The organism is Rheinheimera maricola, assembly GCF_016918075.2.
GTDB classification, from domain to species: domain Bacteria; phylum Pseudomonadota; class Gammaproteobacteria; order Enterobacterales; family Alteromonadaceae; genus Alishewanella; species Alishewanella maricola_A.
This window is the reverse complement of sequence record NZ_JAERPS020000001.1, coordinates 348,162-370,010: the sequence shown is the minus strand read 5'-3', so window position 1 is coordinate 370,010 and position 21,849 is coordinate 348,162. Positions and strand designations below refer to the sequence as shown.

Below are 21,849 nucleotides of genomic sequence, written 5' to 3'. Positions count from 1 at the left end.
TACATAACCACGCTAATTAATCCCTTGATAGAAAAATTTACGGTTAATCTCGGCAAAAGCTTTTGAAGAAGTCACTTCTAATTTAAAGCTTTCACTAACTTCTTTTCTTGGCCGCGGTGCTATTTCTGCACTACTACGACCACTATCACCACTGACTTTAAAAACATCGATATAATCTAAACCATACGTAACAATAGGCAATCCCAACTTTTGCAAGCAAGTTTTGACTACAGTATCTGGCTGCTCAACAAAGTCTTCGTATTTAACGATTTGCTCTTCACTAAAGGCATTAAGAAACTTCAATAATCGCCCGCAATACTCGTCAAAACTGTCTGGTTTAAAATGTACCCAGCCGTTTTGCCTTAATGACAAAAATGAATCTATAGGGTTACGCACTGTAACCAGCTGTTTAATGTCGAAATGGGGAGAGAGTAATCTTGTTAGGCTATCGACTTCTGGCACAGCCGCATTGGTACAATAATCTGCATGAGTGTGTGCTCTAAGAACAAGATAACCGCCCCGTTCCCGGACATGGCGCTCGGTTTCAATAACGTTTTGTACGAAAACCGTTTCTGCCAAGGTATCTATATCAGGTATGCGGCTATACAACGCTTGAGTAAGAATATCGCGAGGAGTATAGGTTCCTTTATTACTATTAAACCCGAGTAATGTAGTTGGATGTAATTCGCTTAACAAAAATACGTTTGGCTGTGCTGCGATACATTTAGAGATTAGGGTGCCACCACTGCAGGCAAAATGATGAATAATTCGCAATATCGGCTTTTGTGGCTGACTAGCTTGTACAACCTGCTCACAACGCTGTAAAAGGCTTTCAGTGTTATGAAAACTACGAAGGTCGGTTAATGCAACATCTGGCTTATTGATATTGTTATTTTCAATTAACGCCAAGGCCTGCTGCAATTGCAGCTGTAGCTCACTTAAGTTAGGCATAGTATCTTGCTGTTTACTCATCGTGCTGGCTTTACTTCTAAAAGTTCGGGATGTTCTTGTTCTAGCTGATTATAGAACTTACTGGCCGCAGACAACTTAATATAGAGCTCACCTATTAGACTGCGCAGTTCTTGTTCTGTTTTTAATAACATGGCATAGCGACTACGAAGCTCTGAAGCGTCTGCTTCTACTTTTGCCAACAATTTAACACTTAACTGCGAGCTACGTTGCTGCTCTTTTAGCTCTTTATTAAGCTGCTCGTTCTGCGTTTTAAGTGTTTCTGCCCAGGATTTATGTTTTTGGTTTAACTCTGATTCTTGCTTTAAACTCTGACCTGTTCGTTTTAGCTCTTGTTCTAACTCTGCTTTTGCAGTGTTCAATTGCTTTAACTGACTATCGCTATCAGCGATTTTAGTGTTTAGTGCGGTCTGTGTGTTATTCAATGCCGTGACTTGCTGCTGTACTGCTTGCAGCTGCTTAGCCAGTTCGGCCTTTTGCTGCTCCGCTTCCTGTTTAACTGCTTCTAACTGTTTAGCCAGCTCAGCTTTAGCTTGCTCACCTTGTTGCTGCTCTTTAGCGAATTGCTGCTTGGCTGTCTCTAACTGTTTAGCCAGTTCGGCCTTTTGCTGCTCCGCTTCCTGTTTAACTGCTTCTAACTGTTTAGCCAGCTCAGCTTTAGCCTGCTCGCTTTGTTGCTGCTCTTTAGCGAATTGCTGCTTGGCTGCCTCTAACTGCTTAGCCAGCTCAGCTTTAGCCTGCTCATTTTGTTGCTTATCTATAGCTAATTGCTGCTTGGCTGCCTCTAACTGTTTAGCCAGCTCAGCTTTAGCTTGCTCATTTTGTTGCTGCTCTTTAGCTAATTGCTGCGTTTTGGCTTCTACTTGTTGCTTTGCGGCTTCTAACTGTTTAGCCAGCTCAGCTTTAGCCTGCTCGCTTTGTTGCTGCTCTTTAGCGAATTGCTGCTTGGCTGCTTCTAACTGTTTAGCCAGCTCTGCTTTAGCTTGCTCACCTTGTTGCTGCGCTTGAGCTAATTGCTGCTTTGCTGCTTCTAACTGTTTAGCCAGCTCCGCTTTAGCTTGCTCACCTTGTTGCTGCGCTTGAGCTAATTGCTGCTTTGCGGCTTCTAACTGTTGCTTCGCTGCATCAAGCTGCGTAGTTATCTCAGCTTGGGTAGTAGACTGTGCTTTAAGCGCTTCGTCATGCTGTTGTTTGGCTTGCTGTCGCTGTTGCTGCTCTGTCTCAAGCTGGGTGGTAAGCTCGGCAATGCGCTGATTAGCCTGCTTTAGCTGTTGTGCTTGCGCATCACGATAAAACCGCAGTAGTGGAAAATCGGCATCTGAATTGTCGGCTTCACTAAGTTCAAAGCCGTTAGCAGCCAGATATTGCGTTAACTCGTTAAGCGGCGCTGCCGATTGATACAACGGCTGTTCGCTATGCTGCACCACCAAATGGCTAAAATGTTGCAGTAAATCGGCCTCGGCCAGATGGGTGAGCAATGCCAAATTCTGTGCTGGCAGCTCTAATAACAACATATTTTGCTGGCCATGCAGTTTAATGGCATTAAGCTCGTTTGCTAGCGCTAGGGTTTGCACTTCTTTTTCTGGCAAGGCTTTAAGGCCGGGAAATAACTCCGCTAAAAGCGCTGTAGCCGGGGCTAACGCATTGCATTGTGCCAGGTTAAAACATGACATCACTGCCGTGCCTGCCTGCTGAGACACCGCTTGCGCTTTCACCTTTAGCGCTTTGTTGCCAGCGAACTGCTTAGTAAGCTGCTGCGCCAATGTGGCATCAGCCTCATAAACAGTAACCGAATCTGCAGGTATAGTTAGACATTGAGACAACACGTCACCGGTACCGGCACCGATGGCTACAAGCTGTTTTACTGAAGGTATTGAAGACCACTGCATGGGTTTTAACATCCTTTAATGCTTTTGTTTTAGCTGTAACAGCTTAGGCGATGTTTGCCGGCCTTCTATTTGGCCAAACTTAATATAGTGAATAAGTGGGTTAATACCACTGCTGCCTACATCGGGATAATGGCTTAGATACCAGTTGCCGTCAAAATCTGGCCCAGGGGCCCGGCCTTCTTTGGCACCATATTTTAGGTAATGCTCTATGGCATCGGCACCCGACTGCTCTACGTCTGGGTAACTTTGTAAGTACCAGTTTTGGTCGAACAGGGCGCAACTTCTAATAAGGCTAATGTCTTTTTGTAATTGCAGCTGCTTTTTCTTAGCCGAACTGCTTAATTTACGCACCGGTGCCATGGCTTTCCATAGGGTAGAGCTTTTAACGGTTTTTAACTCAGCCATCGCCTGATGACCGCTTAAACTGGCGCCGGCTAACTGACGTTGTAGTTTTTCAATTTCCGCCTGTGCTTTTACCAGCTCGCGCTCGGCTTGTTTTTGCAGTACGTTAAGGCTGTTGTGCCGTGCAGTGGCCTGACGCAAGGCTTCAGTATGCTGTTGCTCTGCGTTGTTGCTGCGCTGTTGCAGCTGCTGATAGTTTCTAGCTTGCTCGGTTTGCTGCTGTTGGTGCTGTTTATTTAGCTGTTCCAACTGCTGTTGATGCTGTTTATTCAGTTGTTCTAACTGCTGTTGATACTGCTTGCTGTTATGCTCCAGCTGTTGTTTCTGTTGTGCTAACTCCGCATCGGCTTTTTGTAGCGCAGTTTGTTGTTGTTTATACTGCAGGTAATATTTTTCCAGCTCTTCTTGCACTTGCAGCAGCTGTAACAGCAGTAATTCGTTTTCTTGCTTAGTGTTATCTGCTTGTTGTTGCGACGTCGCCAGGCTGGCGGCTAATTGCTGGTTGTCAGCATTAGCCTTAGTAATTACAGCGGTTTGCTGCTCTAGCTCGCGCTGTAACGGGGTTAATTTAAGCTGCATTTGCTGTTTTTCTGCAAACACCACTTCAAGCTCTTGCTGCACTAACTCCAGTTGCAGCCTAAATTCCTGCAGCTGTTGTTCTAACTGTGGCATGCGCTGCTGGCTTTGTTGTAGTGCACGGTATTCGCTAAACCAATGCTCTACACAACCTTCCGCATAGCTGTCTGCGTTGCTAGCACTGAATTGCGTGGGTAGGCTGCTAGCAAGCAACAAATCGGCTAATTGAGTTAGTTCAGCAGTTTGCTGAATGGCCTCTTTGGCCATGAGTGCCAGTAATGACGGCGAAGTAGGTTTAGGCATATTGGCTAATATGCTAGCAATCTTGCCGCTGTCAGCTTGCACTAAGCCGTTTAGCACAGCGTCATCTAAGCAAATAAGCTTCAGCTGCCGGCGATGTTTGCGCTGGGTTTGCAGCAGTACCTGAGTACTTTGTTGCCAGGCATTTAATGCGTCAGTCACCGATAAATTAGCTAACTGCTCGGCTACAACAACCTGCGGTAAACTATAAAACACAGTTACCTGCGTGCCAGCTGCTAAGCTGTTATCAAGTGCAGTATATGGCAGCGTTGTTAAGCGACTGTCGTCGGTTAGCTGTGGTGATGCTGCTTGTTGCAACAGCTGCCAACTGGTATCACAACCAAGAAAAAAAATGTCTGTCATAAACTCTCTTTGCCTTTAGCCCAAAGTTCCGGGTTAGTTTTTGCTCGCTAGTCATAATATTCTGCGTTAGCAAACGCAACCGACTGTTGATCTTTTTCTGACAAAATCACCCGCTCTACGTTTGGCCAGACTATACCAAGGGCTGAGTCGTCCCAGCGAATGGCCCGCTCAAAACGCGGCGCATAGTAATCGGTGGTTTTATATAACACGTCGGCGGTATCTGACAACACCAAAAAACCATGCGCAAAACCTGGGGGAATCCACATTTGCTGCTGATTATTTGCCGACAGCGTCGCACTGGTCCATTGGCCAAACTGAGCCGAGCTGCGCCGTAAATCTACTGCTACGTCAAATATTTCGCCCTGCAATACCCTAACCAATTTGCCTTGCGCTTGCTGGATCTGATAATGCAAGCCACGTAGAACGCCTTTTGCCGAGCGTGATTGATTATCTTGCACAAAATTAACGCCAGAAATTAGCTTGTTGAAGCTTTGCTGGTTAAAGCTTTCAAAAAAATGTCCGCGCTCGTCGCCATATACTTTGGGCGTTAACAGCAGCACGTCGGCCAGGGATGTCTTAGTTACCTGCACTTTACTGCTCCTTTATAAACCGCTGTCGAGCAGGCGGCGTAAATACTGGCCATAGCCAGTTTTGCTGAGCGAGCGCGCCAGTCGTGACATGTCTTTGGCGTTGATCCAGCCATTGCGCCAGGCAATCTCTTCCAGGCAAGCAATTTTAAGTCCCTGGCGATGCTCTATAGTTTGCACGTATTGCGATGCTTCTAATAACGCATCGTGGGTACCGGTGTCCAGCCAGGCGAAACCGCGACCGAGTTTTTCTACCTGCAGGCTGCCGCGCTGCAGATAGGCGTTAATAACACAGGTAATTTCCAATTCACCGCGCGCCGATGGTGTTACCGCTTTGGCAATTTGCACTACGTCGTTGTCAAAAAAATACAAACCGGTGACGGCATAATCTGATCTGGGCTGTTTAGGCTTTTCTTCAATTGACAGCACTTTACCAGCGGCATCAAATTCAACCACACCAAAACGTTCTGGGTCTTTTACCAGATAACCAAACACCGTTGCGCCCTGCTCACGCGCTGCCGCTTGGCGCAATTGCCCGGTAAAATGCTGGCCATGAAAAATGTTGTCACCCAATACTAAACAGACGCGGTCGTTACCAATAAATTGTTCGCCGATAATAAAAGCTTGTGCCAGACCATCTGGTGATGGTTGCTCGGCGTATTCAAACTGCACGCCAAACTGTTTGCCATCGCCAAGCAAATTTTTAAAACCGGCGATATCGGCTGGCGTGCAAATAATTAAAATTTCGCGGATCCCGGCCAGCATTAACACCGAGATCGGGTAATAGATCATCGGTTTATCGTATATAGGCAGCAACTGCTTTGAAACACCCAATGTAATGGGGTGTAGTCGGCTACCGGTTCCTCCGGCCAGCACGATACCTTTTATTGCCATGTGTTTCCTGTTTTACCTGTTTATGCCAGCCCAATTTTCGCCGAACTCAGTTTTCGCCGATACCGGTTTTCGCCAGCCAAAGCGGCATAGTTTACTGTTCTTGGCGCCTTTGGGCAAATTGCATTACACCAAAACAGCAGCAATGATGCGTGCTATCTGAACGACAGGATTATTTTACAAATTCGCTCTACATATTCCAGCGGCAAGGCGCCATAAAACGGCAAACACAAAACTTCATGTTCTGCCTGTGACGCCACAGGGAGATAAGCTGGGTTAGCAGAAGCAATATTACTGTAACAAGGATAATTACTAATAAGTGGGTAAAAATATTTCCGCGAAAACACATTAAACGTTTTGAGTTTTTCGTATACGTCGTTGCGAGACAAGCCAAATGCTTTTGCATCAATTCTGATACAAAAATACTGCTCACTTTGGCTGGCATTATCCTCTACAGCTAACACAGTTATGCCAGGCACCTGGCTCAGAAAGCGGGTATATACTTCTCTTATTTTGCTGCGTTTATACTTTTCTTGTTCAACCAACGGTAATACTTCTAAACCCATTGCGGCTTGAAGCTCACTCATTTTGCCATTAATGCCGGGTAAAATTACTTCGTTTTCGTTTTTTATACCAAAGTTCTTTAAGTAATCTATACGTTCTTTCAGGTTACTGTCGTTGTAGACCAGTGCACCGCCCTCACCCGTATGGAACAGCTTGGTTGGATGAAAGCTAAACATGGAAATGTCGCCATATTGTGCTATTTCTAAGCCATTTACTTTGGTGGTGAAAGCATGTGCGGCGTCGTATACGACCCGCAGGCCATGTCGGCTCGCTACCTCTTCTATTTCTTGCACATGACAAGGTATGCCGTAAACATGCACACCTAAAATGGCCGACGTTTTTGCCGTAATCAAACTTTCAATTTTAGCCGGATCAAGAGTTAAGGTTTGCGGGTGAATGTCGCAGAATACTGGCTGAATGCCGTTCCAAGTTAAAACATGCGTAGTAGCAGGAAAACTAAAAGGTGTTGTAATAACCTCACCTTGTAATCTCAAGCTTTGAATAGCCGTTTGTAAGGCCACGGTACCATTATTAAACAACGATAAATTTGGCGCATTGATAAAGCGCTGTAGTTGCGCTTCCAGTGCTTTATGTTTGGGTCCATTATTAGATAGCCATTGGCTTTCCCAAATAGCATCCAGCTGCTTTTTGTAGCCATTTATATCCGGGAAAATAGGCCGGGTTACCAAGATGGGGGTATCAAAAGCTATCATGCGACTAAATTACCTTTAATTGTATGTACGTTATGCCTTTACCCGCACTGGTACAAGTTCTTTAAACACATAACATCCAATATCATAGCTAACAGCTGATAATTGCTTACCATTGGTTTCAATATCTTGTTTTAGTAAAGCCGGATAGTCGAACCCGGCTAAATGGCTTACCGGGTAGTGGCCGGAAATACGACAATTCAATTCTGTAACGTAAAGACCATCTTCACAGGTAAAGCAATCTACCGACAAGATACCCTTGTGAGCAATTACTGCTGATAAACTGCGGGCAAGTTCAGCGAAAGGTTGCGGATCTGCCGTAAGCCCCAAATCTGTCTCGCCAGCCCGCATGCGCACTTTTTGTTTAGCCACACAGCCCAGATATTGTTGCGACAAACTGTTAACAACGTCAATGCCGTATTCTTGCCCTTGCAGTTTCTGCTGAATTAGCACTGCGGCATCCATAGTGCGTTCACTTTCGTATTTTAAATGCGTGGCGGCAATGTCTTTGTTGCACTTATCATAAAACACCTGCAACTCGGCTTCATTGTCGGCAATATACACTCCAATGGAAGCCATGCCCCAACGTGGTTTTATTATTAGCGGATACTGCAGCTCGTTCTGCACAATGGCTTGTTTTGCCTGCTCCAAGCTAAGTACGGTATAAGGCGAGCCAATGCCCAACTGTTGCAACAACTGATGCGTAGCCCATTTATCGTTGCATTTTTCAACACTGTGCGCCGGTGCAAGAATTAGCGTAATACCCGCATCCGTAAAACGCTGCTGCTGTTGCGACAAGATTAGTAAATCAATATCAAACAATGACAGTACATAACTAATATTATGGTGTTTGCAATAGGTTATCAGTGCATCGGTGTAACTTGAATCATAAATGAGCGGCGCAATAAAATGGCCATCTGCATGTTCAAAAGCTGGCGTTGTTTCAGAGTTGCAGACATGGATCAGTCGCTGCGGATTAAAGGTTTGGCGAAAATAATCTACTAAATAACTGCGCCGTCCAACTGATGTTAATAGTAAATGCATTACAAAGTCTCCAACACTGACAATACCTGCTTAATATTGCCATCTTTAAATATCTGATAGTGGGCACGAATATCTGATAACGGCAGATCCCACCAGTTAAGTGCCTGCAATCGCGCTATGCTGTCGGTATCAAAGCGATAACGGATAACCTTTGCAGGGCTACCTACTGCAATAGCGTACGGCGGAATGTCTGTAGTGACGGTCGCATTTGCGCCTATTACTGCGCCGTTACCAATATTGCAGCCTCTTAGCACAGTCACATTAGCGCCCAGCCAAACATCATTGCCTATTGTGCATGGGCGCTCGAACCGATTGTAAGGTATTTGTTCATATTCGGGCATTAGGCCGTAAAACGGATTATATAGAAAATCATGCGTTGTCACTTTACTGTAGTCGTGCTCACCAGGGCCAACCGTTACGCCCCAGGACAACGCACAAAATTGCCCAATTTGCGCATGCATTATTACTGTATTCATACCTGTGTAGGTGAGCCTGCCGATCTGACTATGGTAGATAAGATTATTTCTGTCTAATCGCACCATGGTAGCAAGGCTTGAATGATAAACCCGGCTAAAATCGCCCACTACACAATTTTGCTGCAGGTCTGATACAAGTAACTTGCTGCCACGGTAGCATTGGCTTCCTTCGCCTAACAATGATTGCGAACAAATATCAGGCTGAAGGCTAAATAGCTCGCTCATTTTACTCTCCGTTAGCCAAGATCTGCCACTCCGACAGTACAAGTTTCAACTGGCTGCGCCAGTCTGGCAGCTGCAGAGCGAACTGGCGTTCTAATTTAGTGACATCAAGCCTGGAGTTAGCCGGTCGTGTTGCTGGCGTTGGATACTCTGGCGTAGTTATGGGCTTAAATTGCTCTGGATTTAGTGCTAACGCCAGCCCGTTTGCGCGGGCAAGGCTGAAGATTTCAGCGGCAAAATCGTACCAACTGCAATAACCGCGCGCTGCCAAATGATACACACCGGCGTAGCGGCTGGTGTTCGCTGTGTCTTGCGTTAGCAGCTGCTGCAGTGCCAGTGCGCTAACCTGAGCAATTAACCGCGCCGGCGTCGGGGCGCCCATTTGGTCTGCTACCACATTCAGCGCTTCGCGGCTTTGTGCCAGCTTTAGCATGGTGCGCATAAAATTAGTACCGCGGGCTGCGTACACCCAGCTGGTACGAAAAATAATATGCCGCGGACACCTGGCAATAATTGCCTCGTCGCCAGCCAGCTTGCTTTGGCCATAGACGGACAATGGACCTGTGGTGTCGGTTTCTTGCCATGGCTTATCGCCATTGCCCGGGTAGACATAGTCGGTAGAATAATGCACCAACCAGGCGTTATGCTGCTGTGCCACACTGGCCAAAGCGGCGGGTAGGGCTGCATTAATTAAAAAAGCGGCGTCGCGCTCGGTCTCGGCTTTATCGACCGCCGTCCAGGCCGCCGCATTAACAATAAGATCTGGCTTTAATGCCGCCACCTTGGTTGCGGTAGCGGCGGTGTCGGCAAAATCAATGTCACTGCGGCTTAAGGTAAAAACCGTGCCCAGTGGCGCTAAGCTGCGTAGCAGTTCAAAGCCAACCTGGCCCAATGGTGCCAGTAATACAATATTGCGCATCACCTGTCCTTTTGCCTGTTAACTGCTTAGCGGCTTAGCTGCTGATAGCTACCATCTAAAATGGCTTGCCACCAGCTTGGATTAGCCAAATACCATTGCACGGTTTTTTTCAGACCACTTTCAAAGGTTTCTTGTGGCACCCACCCCAGCTCGCGCTGAATTTTACCGGCGTCGATGGCATAGCGCACATCATGGCCAGGCCGGTCGGTGACATAGGTAATTAACTCGCTGTAGTTAGTTATGCCAGCCGGCTTGTTGGGTGCAAGTTGTTCCAGCAAGTTACACAAGGTGTGCACTACATCGATATTTTGCATTTCGTTATGGCCGCCAATATTGTAGGTTTCACCGACAATACCCTGCGTGGCTACTGTTACCAGCGCTCTGGCGTGGTCTTCGACATACAGCCAGTCGCGAATTTGTTTGCCATCGCCGTACACCGGCAAGGATTTGCCGGCCAAAGCATTTAAAATCATTAGCGGGATAAGTTTTTCCGGAAAATGATAAGGGCCATAGTTATTCGAGCAATTTGTTACCAGCGTGGGCAGGCCGAAGGTGCGCAGCCAGGCCCGCACTAAATGGTCTGAACCGGCCTTGCTGGCAGAATACGGACTACTGGGCGCATACGGCGTGGTTTCGGTAAATAAGTCAGCGCTGCCGTGTAAGTCACCGTACACTTCGTCAGTAGAAATATGATGAAAACGAAAGCCGGCTTTTTTTTCTGCACTTAGCGTGCTCCAATAACTCCGGGCGGCTTCGAGCAAGGTATAGGTGCCAACGATATTGGTTTGAATAAACTCGCCGGGGCCGTCAATCGAGCGGTCGACGTGGCTTTCTGCTGCCAGGTGCATGACGACATCGGGTTGATATTGGGCAAACAGCGCCGCCAAAGCAGCCGCATCGCAGATATCCACTTGGGCAAAATGGTGACGGGGCGACTGCGCAATGCAGCGCAACGACGCTAAGTTACCGGCATAAGTTAACTTGTCGACATTAACCACCTTATGCGGTGTGTCGTTAATTAAATGCCGTACCACAGCAGAGCCAATAAAGCCGGCGCCACCGGTGACTAAAAAGGTTTTATTCATGCTTTTGCTTCGTATGCAGTGACAACGCTTGCAATATGGTGTGGTTTATTTTGCGCACGTCGTACTTTTTCTCCGCCATGGTCCGGCTGCGCTGGCCCATTTGCTCAGCTAAACCGGGTTGCTGGATAAGTTGCTGCATTGCAGCGACCAAGGCAGCAACGTCGTGCGGTGGTACTAACAAACCATTGTCTTTATGGCTTACAGTTTCACGACAACCCGGCACATTGGTGGTAATAATGGCCAGGCCTGCAGCCATAGCCTCCTGGGTGCTACGTGGTACGCCTTCGCGATAATACGACGGCAGTACAAACACATGGGACTGGCGTAAATACTCGGACACATTACCTACCCGGCCGGGGTAATAGATAATGCCCTGCTCTACCAGCTTTTGTAACTGGGCGCGGTTAATAGCGCCGGGCGAGTTATCTGGCTCACCTAATACAACAAACTCGGCAGGCGCACCTTGCTGGCGCAACAATGTTGCCGCCTGAATAAAGTATCCAATACCTTTTTCTGGCAATAGCCGGCCGACAAAAATAAACTTAATTTTGCCGGACGCAGTAAATGGCTGATATTGTTCAAGATTAATGCCTATGCCACCTAGATTAATACAGCGTTTAACCTTAATGTTATTGGCGGTGATTAAATCTTGTTCATCGTCGGGATTAAGTACAAACACCGTATGACAAGCAGGTAGCGCTAAACGGTATAGCTGCGTTTGCACCCAGCGTAATATTCGTGCTCTAAGAGTGTCACCACTGGCAGGTACAGTAAAAATGCGTCCCAGACCTTCTATTTTAGCCACACGGTACGGCACACCAGCCAGCTTTGCCGCCAGGCTGCCAAAAATAACCGGCTTGGCAAAGTAACAGAAACTCATATCAATACGATGCTGTTTAAACAGCCGCACTAGCTGCAACAGGGTGTAGCAGTCTTGAATTGGGTTGATACCAAACCGACTAACCGAATAGGACACAGGCTGCGCACCCAATGCGCTAATAGCAGCACGGGTTTTGTCGGTGTAATCACCGGCAAAAGCAAACACCTTGTGCCCCTGGGCAACCAGATCTTTTATCAGTTCGGCGCGAAACCCCAGTTTCGCATCTGCCGTAGTACCAACCAATGCTATATGCTGCAAGCGGCGTCCTTTACTCAAGCGGGTTTAACCAACAAATTTACTAATACACGCAATGCGCGTCGGCCGGCACCTGCCAGGCTGAATTGCTGCTGGCTGCGCATAGCGGCCAGCTCGTTCAGGCTATTTTCTGCTGTAGTATAACAACCATATTTTACCGAAACATAGGTTGGATACATGATTAACGTCGCCGCTACCAGTTGTGGCAACGTCAGGCTACGCTGGCGTCGCAACTGCGGCACCTGATCTACCGTTAAGCCCCAACCGGCATAAAATGGCCGACCATAACAATATACCGGTATAGCGCGCAGCAAAGCTTCAAAGCCGGTTAACGAGGTAAGTACGTGCACCTCATCTACCTGTGTAAGTAACTGCGCCATACCGATGTCAGTAATCACTTCATCGCAATATTCTGCTGCACTGTGCTCCCCCTCACCACTGGCCCGGGCTTTAGCCACCACATCGGGATGCGGTTTGTATACCAGGTAAGCGTCGGGCCGCTGTAGCCGCACGGCTTTTAACAGCGCCAGGTTTTGCCTAATCTCGGCAGCACCATAGCGAATAGAGGCGTCGGTCTCTACCTGGCCGGGCACTAGCACTACTGTGCGACCCGCTGGGCGCAACCACTGGCCAGTACCGGTATTGTACTTGGTAATGTGTGCGCTAACTATTTGCTGCTGCAGTGCTGTTGCGCGTTGTAGCATGGCCTGGCTGAACACAACCTGATTACACACACGCTCTAGTGCACTTTCAGTTTGGCTGTCAAAGTAAATGCCAAGGTCATCAAACACCCAGGATACCGGCGGCACAAACTGCGCCCCCAGTCCAACCGAACGCACAAAACCGTCTTCTACCCGCAGCACACTAACGCCAGCGGCCAACGCCGTATCGCACTCGCGCCGGCCCCATAACAGCAGGCTTGCCCCGGCGGGCACTTGGCGGCCGTGGCGTACAAACTTTAACGTGCTATAGGGTGCAAAACGGCGCATTACCGGTCGCCATAATCTGGCCATGCGGTGTACATATAACGTTGAGGGTATTTTACTTAATTGCTGTTGCTGAAAGCTTAACCAGTGAAACAGCTCGGATAAGGTAGCCCCGGGACTGTGCGGTAACATAATATTGCTGTGTAACTGGAAAAGCTGGTGCACCAAGCGCTGCAGTAGTAGCTGGCGCTCGTCGCCGCTGCTGTTACACAAGGCGGTAAACACTGAACTATGGCTTTGCTGCACATTACGCCCGGCCAGTATTGCTTCTAAGGTATACCAGCCGCCGTCACTAATAATGCTATGCGCCTGCTGAAATAACCCAGCCGGATGGCCACCACTAATAAAGCTTATTTGTAGCAGTGGCCATTTACGCCTAACCCGAAATTGTAATAATGGGCTTATCACCTTGTTGCTGTACACCACCAGCGTTTTACTGAACTTGGCTAACTGTTCGTCCCAGTTGCCAGCATTTTGGCCTATGGCCAGCGGGATAAGCTGGTGCAGTTCGCTTTCGCGCTGCTGATGCAGCAAGATCAATGAAAATGCCGCCTGGCTGTCAACTAGCTGGCTGATAGCAGGGTGGCCCGGCATGGCTGAAATTTGGCAATCTTGCCACAATTGGATAAGCTCGCGTGCCTGCTGTTGATGCTGGTTATTAATGGGCTGGTATAGCGCTGTGCGCAGCTCGGCGGTTAACTGGTGCTGCAACACGGCCACCGCACCTTTACTGGTGCGATAGCTAAGTAGGGTTTTCGGCAAACTAATATGAAACGGCGTTTCGCCAGCGCCAGCACCTTGCTTAGTCACGATGATCCCGAATGATCAATAGCAACAAATGAACAATACCGGCTAACAACAGCGTCATTACAATAAAAACGATGCTGTTTTTCATACGCTTGGGTTCTACCGCGTATTCTGGCAGGGTTGGATACTGCAATACCGACACTTGCTTTAATTTACGCGAGGCTTCAATACGGGTGTTTTCTAAAGCAATTAGGGTATTGGAATATAACTCAAGCGCAAATTTAGCTCTTAAGGCGATAGTTTCATATTCTGCTGACACCCGGTTTAGCGACTGGCCATCACCTGCTGCTAAGCGATTTTGCTCTAGAGCGATTTGTTGTTTTAAGGCGTCTATTTCCGCATTTAAACGTTTTAACTCTGGCGAAACAGCACTTTGATAACTCATTGCCGCCTTACGCTGGGCTTCCGTAAGTGCCAGCTGGCTTTCAAGCCGGGCAACAATAGCGGCGATACTTTCAACCGCAGCGGTGGGTGATACCAAACCATATTGGTTTTGGTAAGACAGGAGCTCTTCACGGGCTTGCTCCAGGCGCTGGTTTAATATCGCCACCTGGCCTTCAATAAAGCGTACCTGCTCTTCAGCCAAACGCCGGCCCATGTCGTTCATGTGGGCTTCGCCTTCTTGTAACAGCGCATCGGCAATTGCTTTGGCTTGTTCCGGCGAGTAAGCAGCAACGCGAATGCGTAGCAAGCCGGCATAATCGTCAAATACCACATGAATGCGTTTTTGATAATATTCATGAAAATGTTCAATAGCCGCATCGGCATCTAACCGGCTGAGCCAATCAATATCGCTGCTGCTGTAGTGCTGTCGCAGCTGCAAGCTGGCATCGATTTTTTTCAACATATCTACCGATAACAAGTGGTCTTTTAGCAATAACAGATCGGCTGAACCACCGGTGCCGGACAATAGCGAGGTAAAATTAAACGAGCTGGGGGCCAGCTCGGGTGATTCCAACACGATATTGGTTTCCGAGATATAGCGATCGGTGGCTAGAACCGACCAGTAAAACACGGCGCAGATACAGGCAATACCAGCTGCCAGCCAATGTGCTTTTGCTGTAAGTTTTTCTCTCATTTACCAATACTCTTATGGTACGCCGTAATGGCGTCGTCTAATTGATCAAACCAGTAAGCACGGCCCTGATGTAGCCACAGGCCGGCCTGACATAAATCTTGTAAAATACCGGTGCTGTGCGACACCATAACGATGCTGCTTTTGCCAACCCGGGCGCGAAAAGCTTCGGTGGCTTTGTCACGAAATGCCGCATCGCCAACACTGGTGGCTTCGTCAGACAAGTACACGTCAAAATCAAACGCCAGTGACAAACCAAAAGCTAAGCGGCTTTTCATACCGCTGGAATAGGTGGCCAGTGGCTGTTCAAACGCCGGGCCAATTTCGGCAAAGTCTTGCACAAAATCGATAATGCGTGCCATGTCGGCTTCGCCACCGTTAACTCGGGCAACAAATTTTACATTCTGCCGGCCGGTCATATTGCTTTGAAAACCGCCGCCCAAACCAATTGGCCAGGACACCCGGCATTTACGCGCAATAGTGCCTTTATCCGGGCTGTCCATGCCTGCCAGCATTCGCAGCAAGGTAGACTTACCGGCGCCATTGCGCCCCACTACGCCAACGCTTATCGCGGCGGGAATGGTAAAACTGACATCTTGCAGTACCCAGTCACCGCCATGCAGGCCGTGATAGCGTTTATAAATATTAGCGACTTCGATCATTTGGCAATTAACCTGATCCGATAACGAACATGCAATGCTAAACCAAGAAACAGTGCGCCCAGCGCCCAATACGCCATATACATTAAATCGATGCCGTTAATGGTGTGATAGTGCGGAAAAAACTGCATGCGCAGCGACTCAATGCCGTGCACTACCGGGTTAAGCAATAAATACGGGTGCAAGGCGTGTGGCAGAAACTGCAGCGGTATCATCACGCCGGACAAGAAATACAACGGCAGCATAATCAGGCCCATGACTTTTTCTGTTTCCGGCAAAACGGTGTTAACTACCGACAGTACCACGCCAACGCTGGTGCCCAGCAACCAAATAAACGCCCACATCGCCATCGCACCTAACATATTGTGCGGGATGATGTGGTATTCCAGCAGCGTTGCGCCGGCAATAATGATTAGCAGCACCAGAGTTTTTAAAATGCCCTCTATGAAGCAGCGTACCAGTACAGCATCTAGCGGTTGCACCTGACGGTAGGCAAACAAGGCTTTATTGCCATTAATGGCGCCCATAGAGCGGGTTATACCCTGGCGAAACAGGAAAAAGCCCATCATACCGATAACAAACCACGGCACAAACTCGGCGCCGGGAATAAACTTCACCCGGCCCATCAACATGCGAATAGCCACAAACAACACGATGTGGAGTATTGGCTCGAGTATTAACCAGACCCAGCCGAAGCGGTCAGCCGAAATACGCGAAACAATTTCGCGCAGAAACATGGCACGCCACACATCCAGTGTAACCTGCCACGAACTGCGGTTTAGCTGTATTGTCATCGGTATTACAGGTCCAGAGCGACTTTGGTTGCCACAGCAATTTGATACAGAATTTGGCTAATAGACGATGCCAGCTCAAGATTTTTACTGCTTACTTTTGGCAACACGAGGATTTCGTCACCAGAGCGAATGTCAACATCGTCAGCCAGGCGGATCTCACCATTGGGACGCACCACCAGAATACGGCTCTTGTCGGCGTGCTGGCTGTAGCCACCGGCCGCGGCGATATAGTCCTCCAGACTTTTTCTGCCGCTAAATACCACCGATTGCGGCACAAACACCTCGCCACTCACTAACACCGCATCGCTAAGCTCTGGGATAGTAATAACATCACCGTCTTGCAGCCGGATGTCGGCCACACCGCTGATGTCATCGGCGACCACCAGGCGGCCAGTTGGCTGCACCTGACGGGCTTTTTGCACAAACTGACTTATTAGTTCTGCTTCACGTACGCGAATGGCCGACTCTTCTACCGTGGCTGATGGTGCACCTAAATAGGTGGTTTCCAGCCGGCGTAAGGCCTCTAGCAATGACGCACGCTGCCGCTCGGCAATACTAAGGCGGCGTAATGAAATATTGTTGATATCGGCTATCGCCGGGTCAATCGCAATGTTGCGCAGCACCTGTTGCAAACTGGCGTGCTTTGGCACGACAAACCTGGACTGGCCAAGAAAATTACCCTCTACCTGCACCACGATCTGGCTGGCTTGTTGGTCTACGCTAAATACCAGTTCATCACCATTCGCCAATATTAGCTGGCTTAACTCGTTTAAGCGTACATAGTCTGAATAAGGTGTTGTGGCATTAATACCGCGATGCAAGACATGGGTAACACCTGGTTTTAACTGCACCCGCGTTAACAAGACATCGGCCGACTCACTATTATTAAGCTCGTACTGGTACGCACGTGCCACATCGCCACTCACCTGCACCACTTGCTGACGCTGTTCGACTAATAAGGTATCGCCATTTTCAAATTGTGGATGTGCTAATTGCCCGGCCAGCACAAACTGATAGAGATCCAGGTTTTGCAGGACCTCGCCGTTGCGCAGCAGCTTTATCTGGCGGTAACTGCCCAGCGCATTATCAATACCACCGGCCTGGTCAAGAAAAAACAAGGCTGAATCAGATGGTACACCGGCATAGCGGCCAGGTTGCTGCACATAACCGGTAACAAACACGGCTACCGGCTGCACGCCTTGCAAATTGGTGTATACCTGCACGTTGTCTGGATAAACCCGACGTACTGCAGAGCGCACCAGTGCATCGAGTTGCTGATGGCTGGTGCCCATAACCTGAACCGGACCGACAGAGGGGATAAAAATGTTGCCTTGTGCATCGACCGGTAGCACGCGGTCTACTTCAACCGAGCCCCAAATACGCAGCGTAATTTGGTCACCCGGTAACACTTTATAATTTGGGTTTAAGCCATCTGAGCGCAGGCCACGAAAACCACCGCCAAATAACTCGGCACCAAATGGCATTATATCGCTGCTATTTGCTGGCTTAGTGCCCACGCTGGGGCCATATTGACCGGTTTGCCAGCTGGTGTTAAGCCCTTGCTCGGCCAGCACCGGGGTGCTGTTTTTGTTGTCATTCAGTAACTGCTGCACCTGGCTGTTATTCATGGCTGCAGCACGCTGACTTGCCGGTATATCGGCCAGGCTTTGTGCCAGCGCCGGTTGTAAGCAGCACAGCGCACCTAGCACACCAGCAATAGCACGCAGGCTACCGGCCGGGCGTGCAACCCTGGCGGCTGTGTGGTTTGGCTGTGCGCGCACAGTCTGTAGCTTAGCGGTTGAAGATTGCACGGTTGGAGCTTGCGCGGCAGTAAACTGCGCTACTGTGGTTAAATTTGCATACGCCGCTGCTATTTTCGCATACGCCGTGCTGATATTTGCATACATCATTATGCCATTCCTGAAATCCGGGACCCTGACAGTAGTTAACTGCCTGCCGTTACTCGCTGTTATTACTGGGCGTAGGCTTGTTCAGCCAGCCACAAATTATCTGCCGTCTGACACGCTAATGCTTTTTGATTAGTTAGCTGTAGCTTTAGGCAATCGAAACCAGAAGCAGAACGATAACGTTCCAACGCTGTGACATTGATATTATCGCCCCATGGGGTTGCCCCAAGCAGTACTGTCTGGCCCGGCCTGAGCTGCTCAAGCTTTACTGCAGCGTTGTAGCTAATAATTGATGCCGGCGCTAGCGTGCGCTCGGGCGCAAACGTTTGGCTACAGCCAGCGAGTAATAACATCAAGGGTACAGCAGTGAACAGAGCAGACTTCATTGCGTTTATCGTCCTGAAAAAATTGTTGTTAATGTAACATTAGAAAACCACTTTACCAAACACCCTTTAAGGGTTGCTAGCCAGCTGCTTAGTTTTCCAGCGCTTTTGTTATTGCTTGTTCAGGTGTCAGCGGTGGAGACCAGTTTAACCTGTTACACGTAGCTGTGATATCCAACTGTAAACTGCCGACCACACGCCGGTATTGCTCAGCTTTACCAAATAATGTTGCGGCAGATTGCAGCAGCCACCCCGGCACCGGCCAGACCCGGGCTTTCACCCCTTGTGCCGCCGCCATTAATCGCACCAATTCGGCACTGGACAAATCAATGCCATCACTGACCAGCAAAGTTTGCCCACTGGCAGCAGGATGGGTAAGACAGCATTGTATTAAACTAACTAAGTTTTGCAGCGCCACCAGGCTACGTTTATTGTCAATGGCACCAAAGGGTAATGGATAACCCCGCTTTACCGCTGCAGCTAACGCGCGAAAATTGGCTTTAACACCCGGGCCATAAACTAACGGCGGTCGGATAATAACAATCTCCATCTCAGTGTGCTGCCCCAACTGCAGTAAACCCCGCTCTGCCTGCCATTTAGAATGGGCATAGGGGTCAGTGGGTGCGACTTTATCGGCGGCAGTAAACGGCACCCCCGCTAGTGTGTATTCGCCATTAACTTTAATACTACTGATAAAAATAAAACGTTTTACGCCGGCGCTCGCTGCCGCTTTGGCTAATGCCAGGGTGGCGTCGGTATTCACCGCAGTAAACTGTTGCAACGGGTTACTGGCGCTGTCTTGCATAACATGCACTCTGGCAGCACAGTGCACCACAACCTCTACCTGCGGCAAAATTTGCTCGACTGCTTCAAGCCAGTGTTGGTTATCACCAAAATGGGCGTCAATATGTACTATGTCAGCCTCAGGCTTGCTGCGCCCCATACTGTAAAGTGTGCATTGCCCTGCAAGCTGCTGCATTAGGCTGCGCCCCACCAGGCCGGTAGTGCCGGTAATTAATACCGACTTCGGATTGCTGCTGCTCATCAACTGGCATTGTCCTTATTACGACGTTGCTTTAGGGCGTATTTCAGGTAGTGCCAGATAAATAGTGGATAGTCGCGCAGAATGCGGTTGCGCACATGCGAATGCTGCACCGCACGCTGCAACCAGCGCAGGCCTAATCGGTTCATTAATGGATGCCAGTATTCAATATCTAACGACGTTTGGGTGAAAAAGCCACCGCAGGTAGAAAAAAAACGCACCTGAGGGCAAGCTTCGCGCGCGGCGACAATTAACTGTTCTTGTTGTGGTGTGCCCATGCCACAAATCAGCGCACTGGCGCCACTGGCGTTAATTTCAGCAAAGCATTGCTCGCGCTGCCCGGCATCGGCAAAGTAGCCGTGGCGCACATAGGCAATGTTTAGCTGAGAGTACTTTTGCTGGATATTCGCCACAGCAACGGTTATTTCTTCTGGCTTGGCGCCAATAAGGGCAATTTTTATCTGATGGTTTTGGCAGTAACTAAAAAAGTCGCAGGCAACTGAGGAGAAATCAAAACTACAGCGATTAATTTTATCGCCGGCGCCAAACAGGTTAAACAGCTTAACGTACAAGCCGCCATCGACATAAAAATGGTCTATCTGACGAATAAGGTCGGGCTTTTCTGCCAGCACCTTTACTGAAAACGGATTAACAAAACTGGTCGTGACCTGCGCACTGCTCTGCTGCATTAAGCTAATAAAATGCTCTTTGCTGCGGATCCGTTGCTCGAGTAGCTGCAGATTGTCGAAGTTCATTGCGTCAGGTGCCTGCTATTTGCGAATTTGCACTGCGTTCTGTAAGCGCTTGCGTTGGTTTAAGTGAGTAATGATAAACAAAAATCGTCAAGGTAAAAACAAAACATGTCCACATTGACGATTTATATGCGTCGGCAGTGGCGGCACTGAGTGAGTATATCGACAAAGCGACCATAGAAATATGACAACATAGTGCTATCAGCGCGGTTTGATTAGGTATCAGCGCCGCATTAGCTTGCTGCACCGCTTTATAAGCAACTACGCCACTGATCAATACCAGTAAACCGATAAACACCAAATACTGCATCAAGCCCCAGATACCATAGCGAAACAAATAATCCAGATAAGCGTTTTCTATTACCACCCCGCGCAGTACGTCTGGCGAACCTTGATACCAGTACGCCAACCCCTCACCAACCGCCAACTTAGTTTGGTGTAAACGGGTGTAAGTTGAGCCGTCAGTGCTACCACTGCTAATTAACTCGATAAAATTGCTGATGTACTCTAATTCAATACCTGAATATATCAATACCAACAATAAAAACACTGCCATCAACAGATATAGCAGCGCAACCCGGCCGCTAGCTTTAGCACCACTGCACCACATAAAGAGCAACAGATAGGCAAAAACCAGTACCGTTGCCAGATAGCCTGTTTTAGATTGTGATAATAACACCACAATAAGCACGGCCCCCAGCAAAATGGCGTTAAGAAATTTATAGCGTGACCGGACACTATTTAATAACAACATAGGGATAAAAAATGTTAAAAAATAACAGGTTGAATACACCCAATCGAAGGTGCCAGGTGCCCGCTTACCCCAGGCCGTAACTACCTCTTTATGGTTCCACCAACCTAGCCAGGTGGTATCACCGAACACAAGTTGCAGGGCAACAAACATTAACTGTAGCAATAAGACTAAGTAAAATAACCGTGTTAGGCTTGGCGTGTTGTTAACGTTAAAGCTTTTTCGTAACACAGAATACACCGCCACAATAAATAAGCTGAAAGTGAAAACTTTTAGGATTAAACCAATATGGAAAAAAGTAGTAACCGCTAGGATTTGCGGAAACACCAACAGGTACACCAACAGCGGCAGCAAATAGAGCACCGCCAGCTTGGGCATAACCAACCTAGCCCCATTTAGCCAGCAAATAGCCACAGCAAAGAGTGCCACCATCACGTAATGTGCTTTTTGTAACGCATCAACTGGCAAACCAGGCACTATGTAAGTTGGCCAATAACATAGAAACAGTAAAATCAGCGCTACTGGTGTTAATGCGTTACTAAATACATTTAGCCGCTGCAT

General features: G+C 48.4%; 20 protein-coding genes. All 20 read right to left on the bottom strand.

The window, feature by feature from the left end; genetic code table 11:
- Nucleotides 1–12: 12 nt before the first annotated feature.
- Entirely contained in the window at nucleotides 13–972 is a 960-nt protein-coding gene (locus I4W93_RS01770) for a sulfotransferase family protein (RefSeq protein WP_205310148.1), read from the bottom strand.
- Nucleotides 969–2,858: a coiled-coil domain-containing protein gene (locus I4W93_RS01765; RefSeq protein ID WP_205310149.1), complete on the bottom strand. Its 1,890-nt coding sequence runs from the start codon at nucleotides 2,856–2,858 to the stop codon at nucleotides 969–971. The genes I4W93_RS01770 and I4W93_RS01765 overlap by 4 nt, the downstream gene beginning before the upstream one ends.
- Nucleotides 2,859–2,873: 15 nt before the next feature.
- The gene (locus I4W93_RS01760) at nucleotides 2,874–4,499 is read right to left on the bottom strand and encodes a coiled-coil domain-containing protein (protein WP_205310150.1); all 1,626 of its coding nucleotides are present in this window, start codon (nucleotides 4,497–4,499) and stop codon (nucleotides 2,874–2,876) included.
- Between the two features lie 47 nt (nucleotides 4,500–4,546).
- Nucleotides 4,547–5,089, bottom strand: a complete 543-nt coding sequence (gene rfbC, locus I4W93_RS01755) for a dTDP-4-dehydrorhamnose 3,5-epimerase (protein ID WP_205310151.1) — start codon at nucleotides 5,087–5,089, stop codon at nucleotides 4,547–4,549.
- Between the two features lie 12 nt (nucleotides 5,090–5,101).
- The gene (gene rfbA, locus I4W93_RS01750; protein ID WP_245217448.1) at nucleotides 5,102–5,980 is read right to left on the bottom strand and encodes a glucose-1-phosphate thymidylyltransferase RfbA; all 879 of its coding nucleotides are present in this window, start codon (nucleotides 5,978–5,980) and stop codon (nucleotides 5,102–5,104) included.
- Between the two features lie 152 nt (nucleotides 5,981–6,132).
- Nucleotides 6,133–7,254, bottom strand: a complete 1,122-nt coding sequence (locus tag I4W93_RS01745) for a DegT/DnrJ/EryC1/StrS family aminotransferase (protein ID WP_205310152.1) — start codon at nucleotides 7,252–7,254, stop codon at nucleotides 6,133–6,135.
- A gap of 30 nt (nucleotides 7,255–7,284) precedes the next feature.
- The gene (locus I4W93_RS01740) at nucleotides 7,285–8,295 is read right to left on the bottom strand and encodes an ATP-grasp domain-containing protein (RefSeq protein ID WP_205310153.1); all 1,011 of its coding nucleotides are present in this window, start codon (nucleotides 8,293–8,295) and stop codon (nucleotides 7,285–7,287) included.
- Nucleotides 8,295–8,996: a CatB-related O-acetyltransferase gene (locus I4W93_RS20405; protein WP_280847378.1), complete on the bottom strand. Its 702-nt coding sequence runs from the start codon at nucleotides 8,994–8,996 to the stop codon at nucleotides 8,295–8,297. Before I4W93_RS20405 ends, I4W93_RS01740 begins: the two co-directional genes overlap by 1 nt.
- A gap of 1 nt (nucleotide 8,997) precedes the next feature.
- Nucleotides 8,998–9,912 (bottom strand): dTDP-4-dehydrorhamnose reductase, encoded by a 915-nt coding sequence (gene rfbD, locus I4W93_RS01730; RefSeq protein ID WP_205310154.1) that lies wholly within the window; start codon nucleotides 9,910–9,912, stop codon nucleotides 8,998–9,000.
- A 26-nt stretch (nucleotides 9,913–9,938) separates the two neighbouring features.
- Nucleotides 9,939–10,997 carry a dTDP-glucose 4,6-dehydratase gene (rfbB, locus tag I4W93_RS01725; protein ID WP_205310155.1) on the bottom strand — a complete coding sequence of 353 codons (1,059 nt, stop codon included), beginning with the start codon at nucleotides 10,995–10,997 and terminating at the stop codon, nucleotides 9,939–9,941.
- On the bottom strand, nucleotides 10,990–12,135 hold the full coding sequence (locus I4W93_RS01720) for a glycosyltransferase family 4 protein (RefSeq protein WP_205310156.1): 1,146 nt from the start codon (nucleotides 12,133–12,135) through the stop codon (nucleotides 10,990–10,992). Before I4W93_RS01720 ends, rfbB begins: the two co-directional genes overlap by 8 nt.
- A gap of 14 nt (nucleotides 12,136–12,149) precedes the next feature.
- The gene (locus I4W93_RS20475; protein WP_205310157.1) at nucleotides 12,150–13,928 is read right to left on the bottom strand and encodes a capsular polysaccharide export protein, LipB/KpsS family; all 1,779 of its coding nucleotides are present in this window, start codon (nucleotides 13,926–13,928) and stop codon (nucleotides 12,150–12,152) included.
- Complete coding sequence (locus I4W93_RS01710; RefSeq protein WP_205310158.1) at nucleotides 13,921–15,003, bottom strand: KpsE/RkpR family capsule polysaccharide export protein; 1,083 nt, start codon at nucleotides 15,001–15,003, stop codon at nucleotides 13,921–13,923. The genes I4W93_RS20475 and I4W93_RS01710 overlap by 8 nt, the downstream gene beginning before the upstream one ends.
- Complete coding sequence (locus I4W93_RS01705; RefSeq protein WP_205310159.1) at nucleotides 15,000–15,662, bottom strand: ABC transporter ATP-binding protein; 663 nt, start codon at nucleotides 15,660–15,662, stop codon at nucleotides 15,000–15,002. The genes I4W93_RS01710 and I4W93_RS01705 overlap by 4 nt, the downstream gene beginning before the upstream one ends.
- A complete protein-coding gene (locus I4W93_RS01700) occupies nucleotides 15,659–16,453 on the bottom strand; it encodes an ABC transporter permease (RefSeq protein ID WP_205310160.1) in 795 nt (264 codons plus the stop codon). The genes I4W93_RS01705 and I4W93_RS01700 overlap by 4 nt, the downstream gene beginning before the upstream one ends.
- Before the next feature lie 5 nt (nucleotides 16,454–16,458).
- Nucleotides 16,459–18,363: a polysaccharide biosynthesis/export family protein gene (locus tag I4W93_RS01695; RefSeq protein WP_224673218.1), complete on the bottom strand. Its 1,905-nt coding sequence runs from the start codon at nucleotides 18,361–18,363 to the stop codon at nucleotides 16,459–16,461.
- Between the two features lie 62 nt (nucleotides 18,364–18,425).
- The gene (locus tag I4W93_RS01690) at nucleotides 18,426–18,746 is read right to left on the bottom strand and encodes an RT0821/Lpp0805 family surface protein (RefSeq protein WP_205310161.1); all 321 of its coding nucleotides are present in this window, start codon (nucleotides 18,744–18,746) and stop codon (nucleotides 18,426–18,428) included.
- A gap of 88 nt (nucleotides 18,747–18,834) precedes the next feature.
- Nucleotides 18,835–19,788, bottom strand: a complete 954-nt coding sequence (locus tag I4W93_RS01685; RefSeq protein WP_205310162.1) for an NAD-dependent epimerase/dehydratase family protein — start codon at nucleotides 19,786–19,788, stop codon at nucleotides 18,835–18,837.
- Entirely contained in the window at nucleotides 19,788–20,540 is a 753-nt protein-coding gene (locus tag I4W93_RS01680; protein WP_205310163.1) for a WecB/TagA/CpsF family glycosyltransferase, read from the bottom strand. The genes I4W93_RS01685 and I4W93_RS01680 overlap by 1 nt, the downstream gene beginning before the upstream one ends.
- 4 nt (nucleotides 20,541–20,544) lie before the next feature.
- Nucleotides 20,545–21,849 carry an O-antigen ligase family protein gene (locus tag I4W93_RS01675; RefSeq protein ID WP_205310164.1) on the bottom strand — a complete coding sequence of 435 codons (1,305 nt, stop codon included), beginning with the start codon at nucleotides 21,847–21,849 and terminating at the stop codon, nucleotides 20,545–20,547.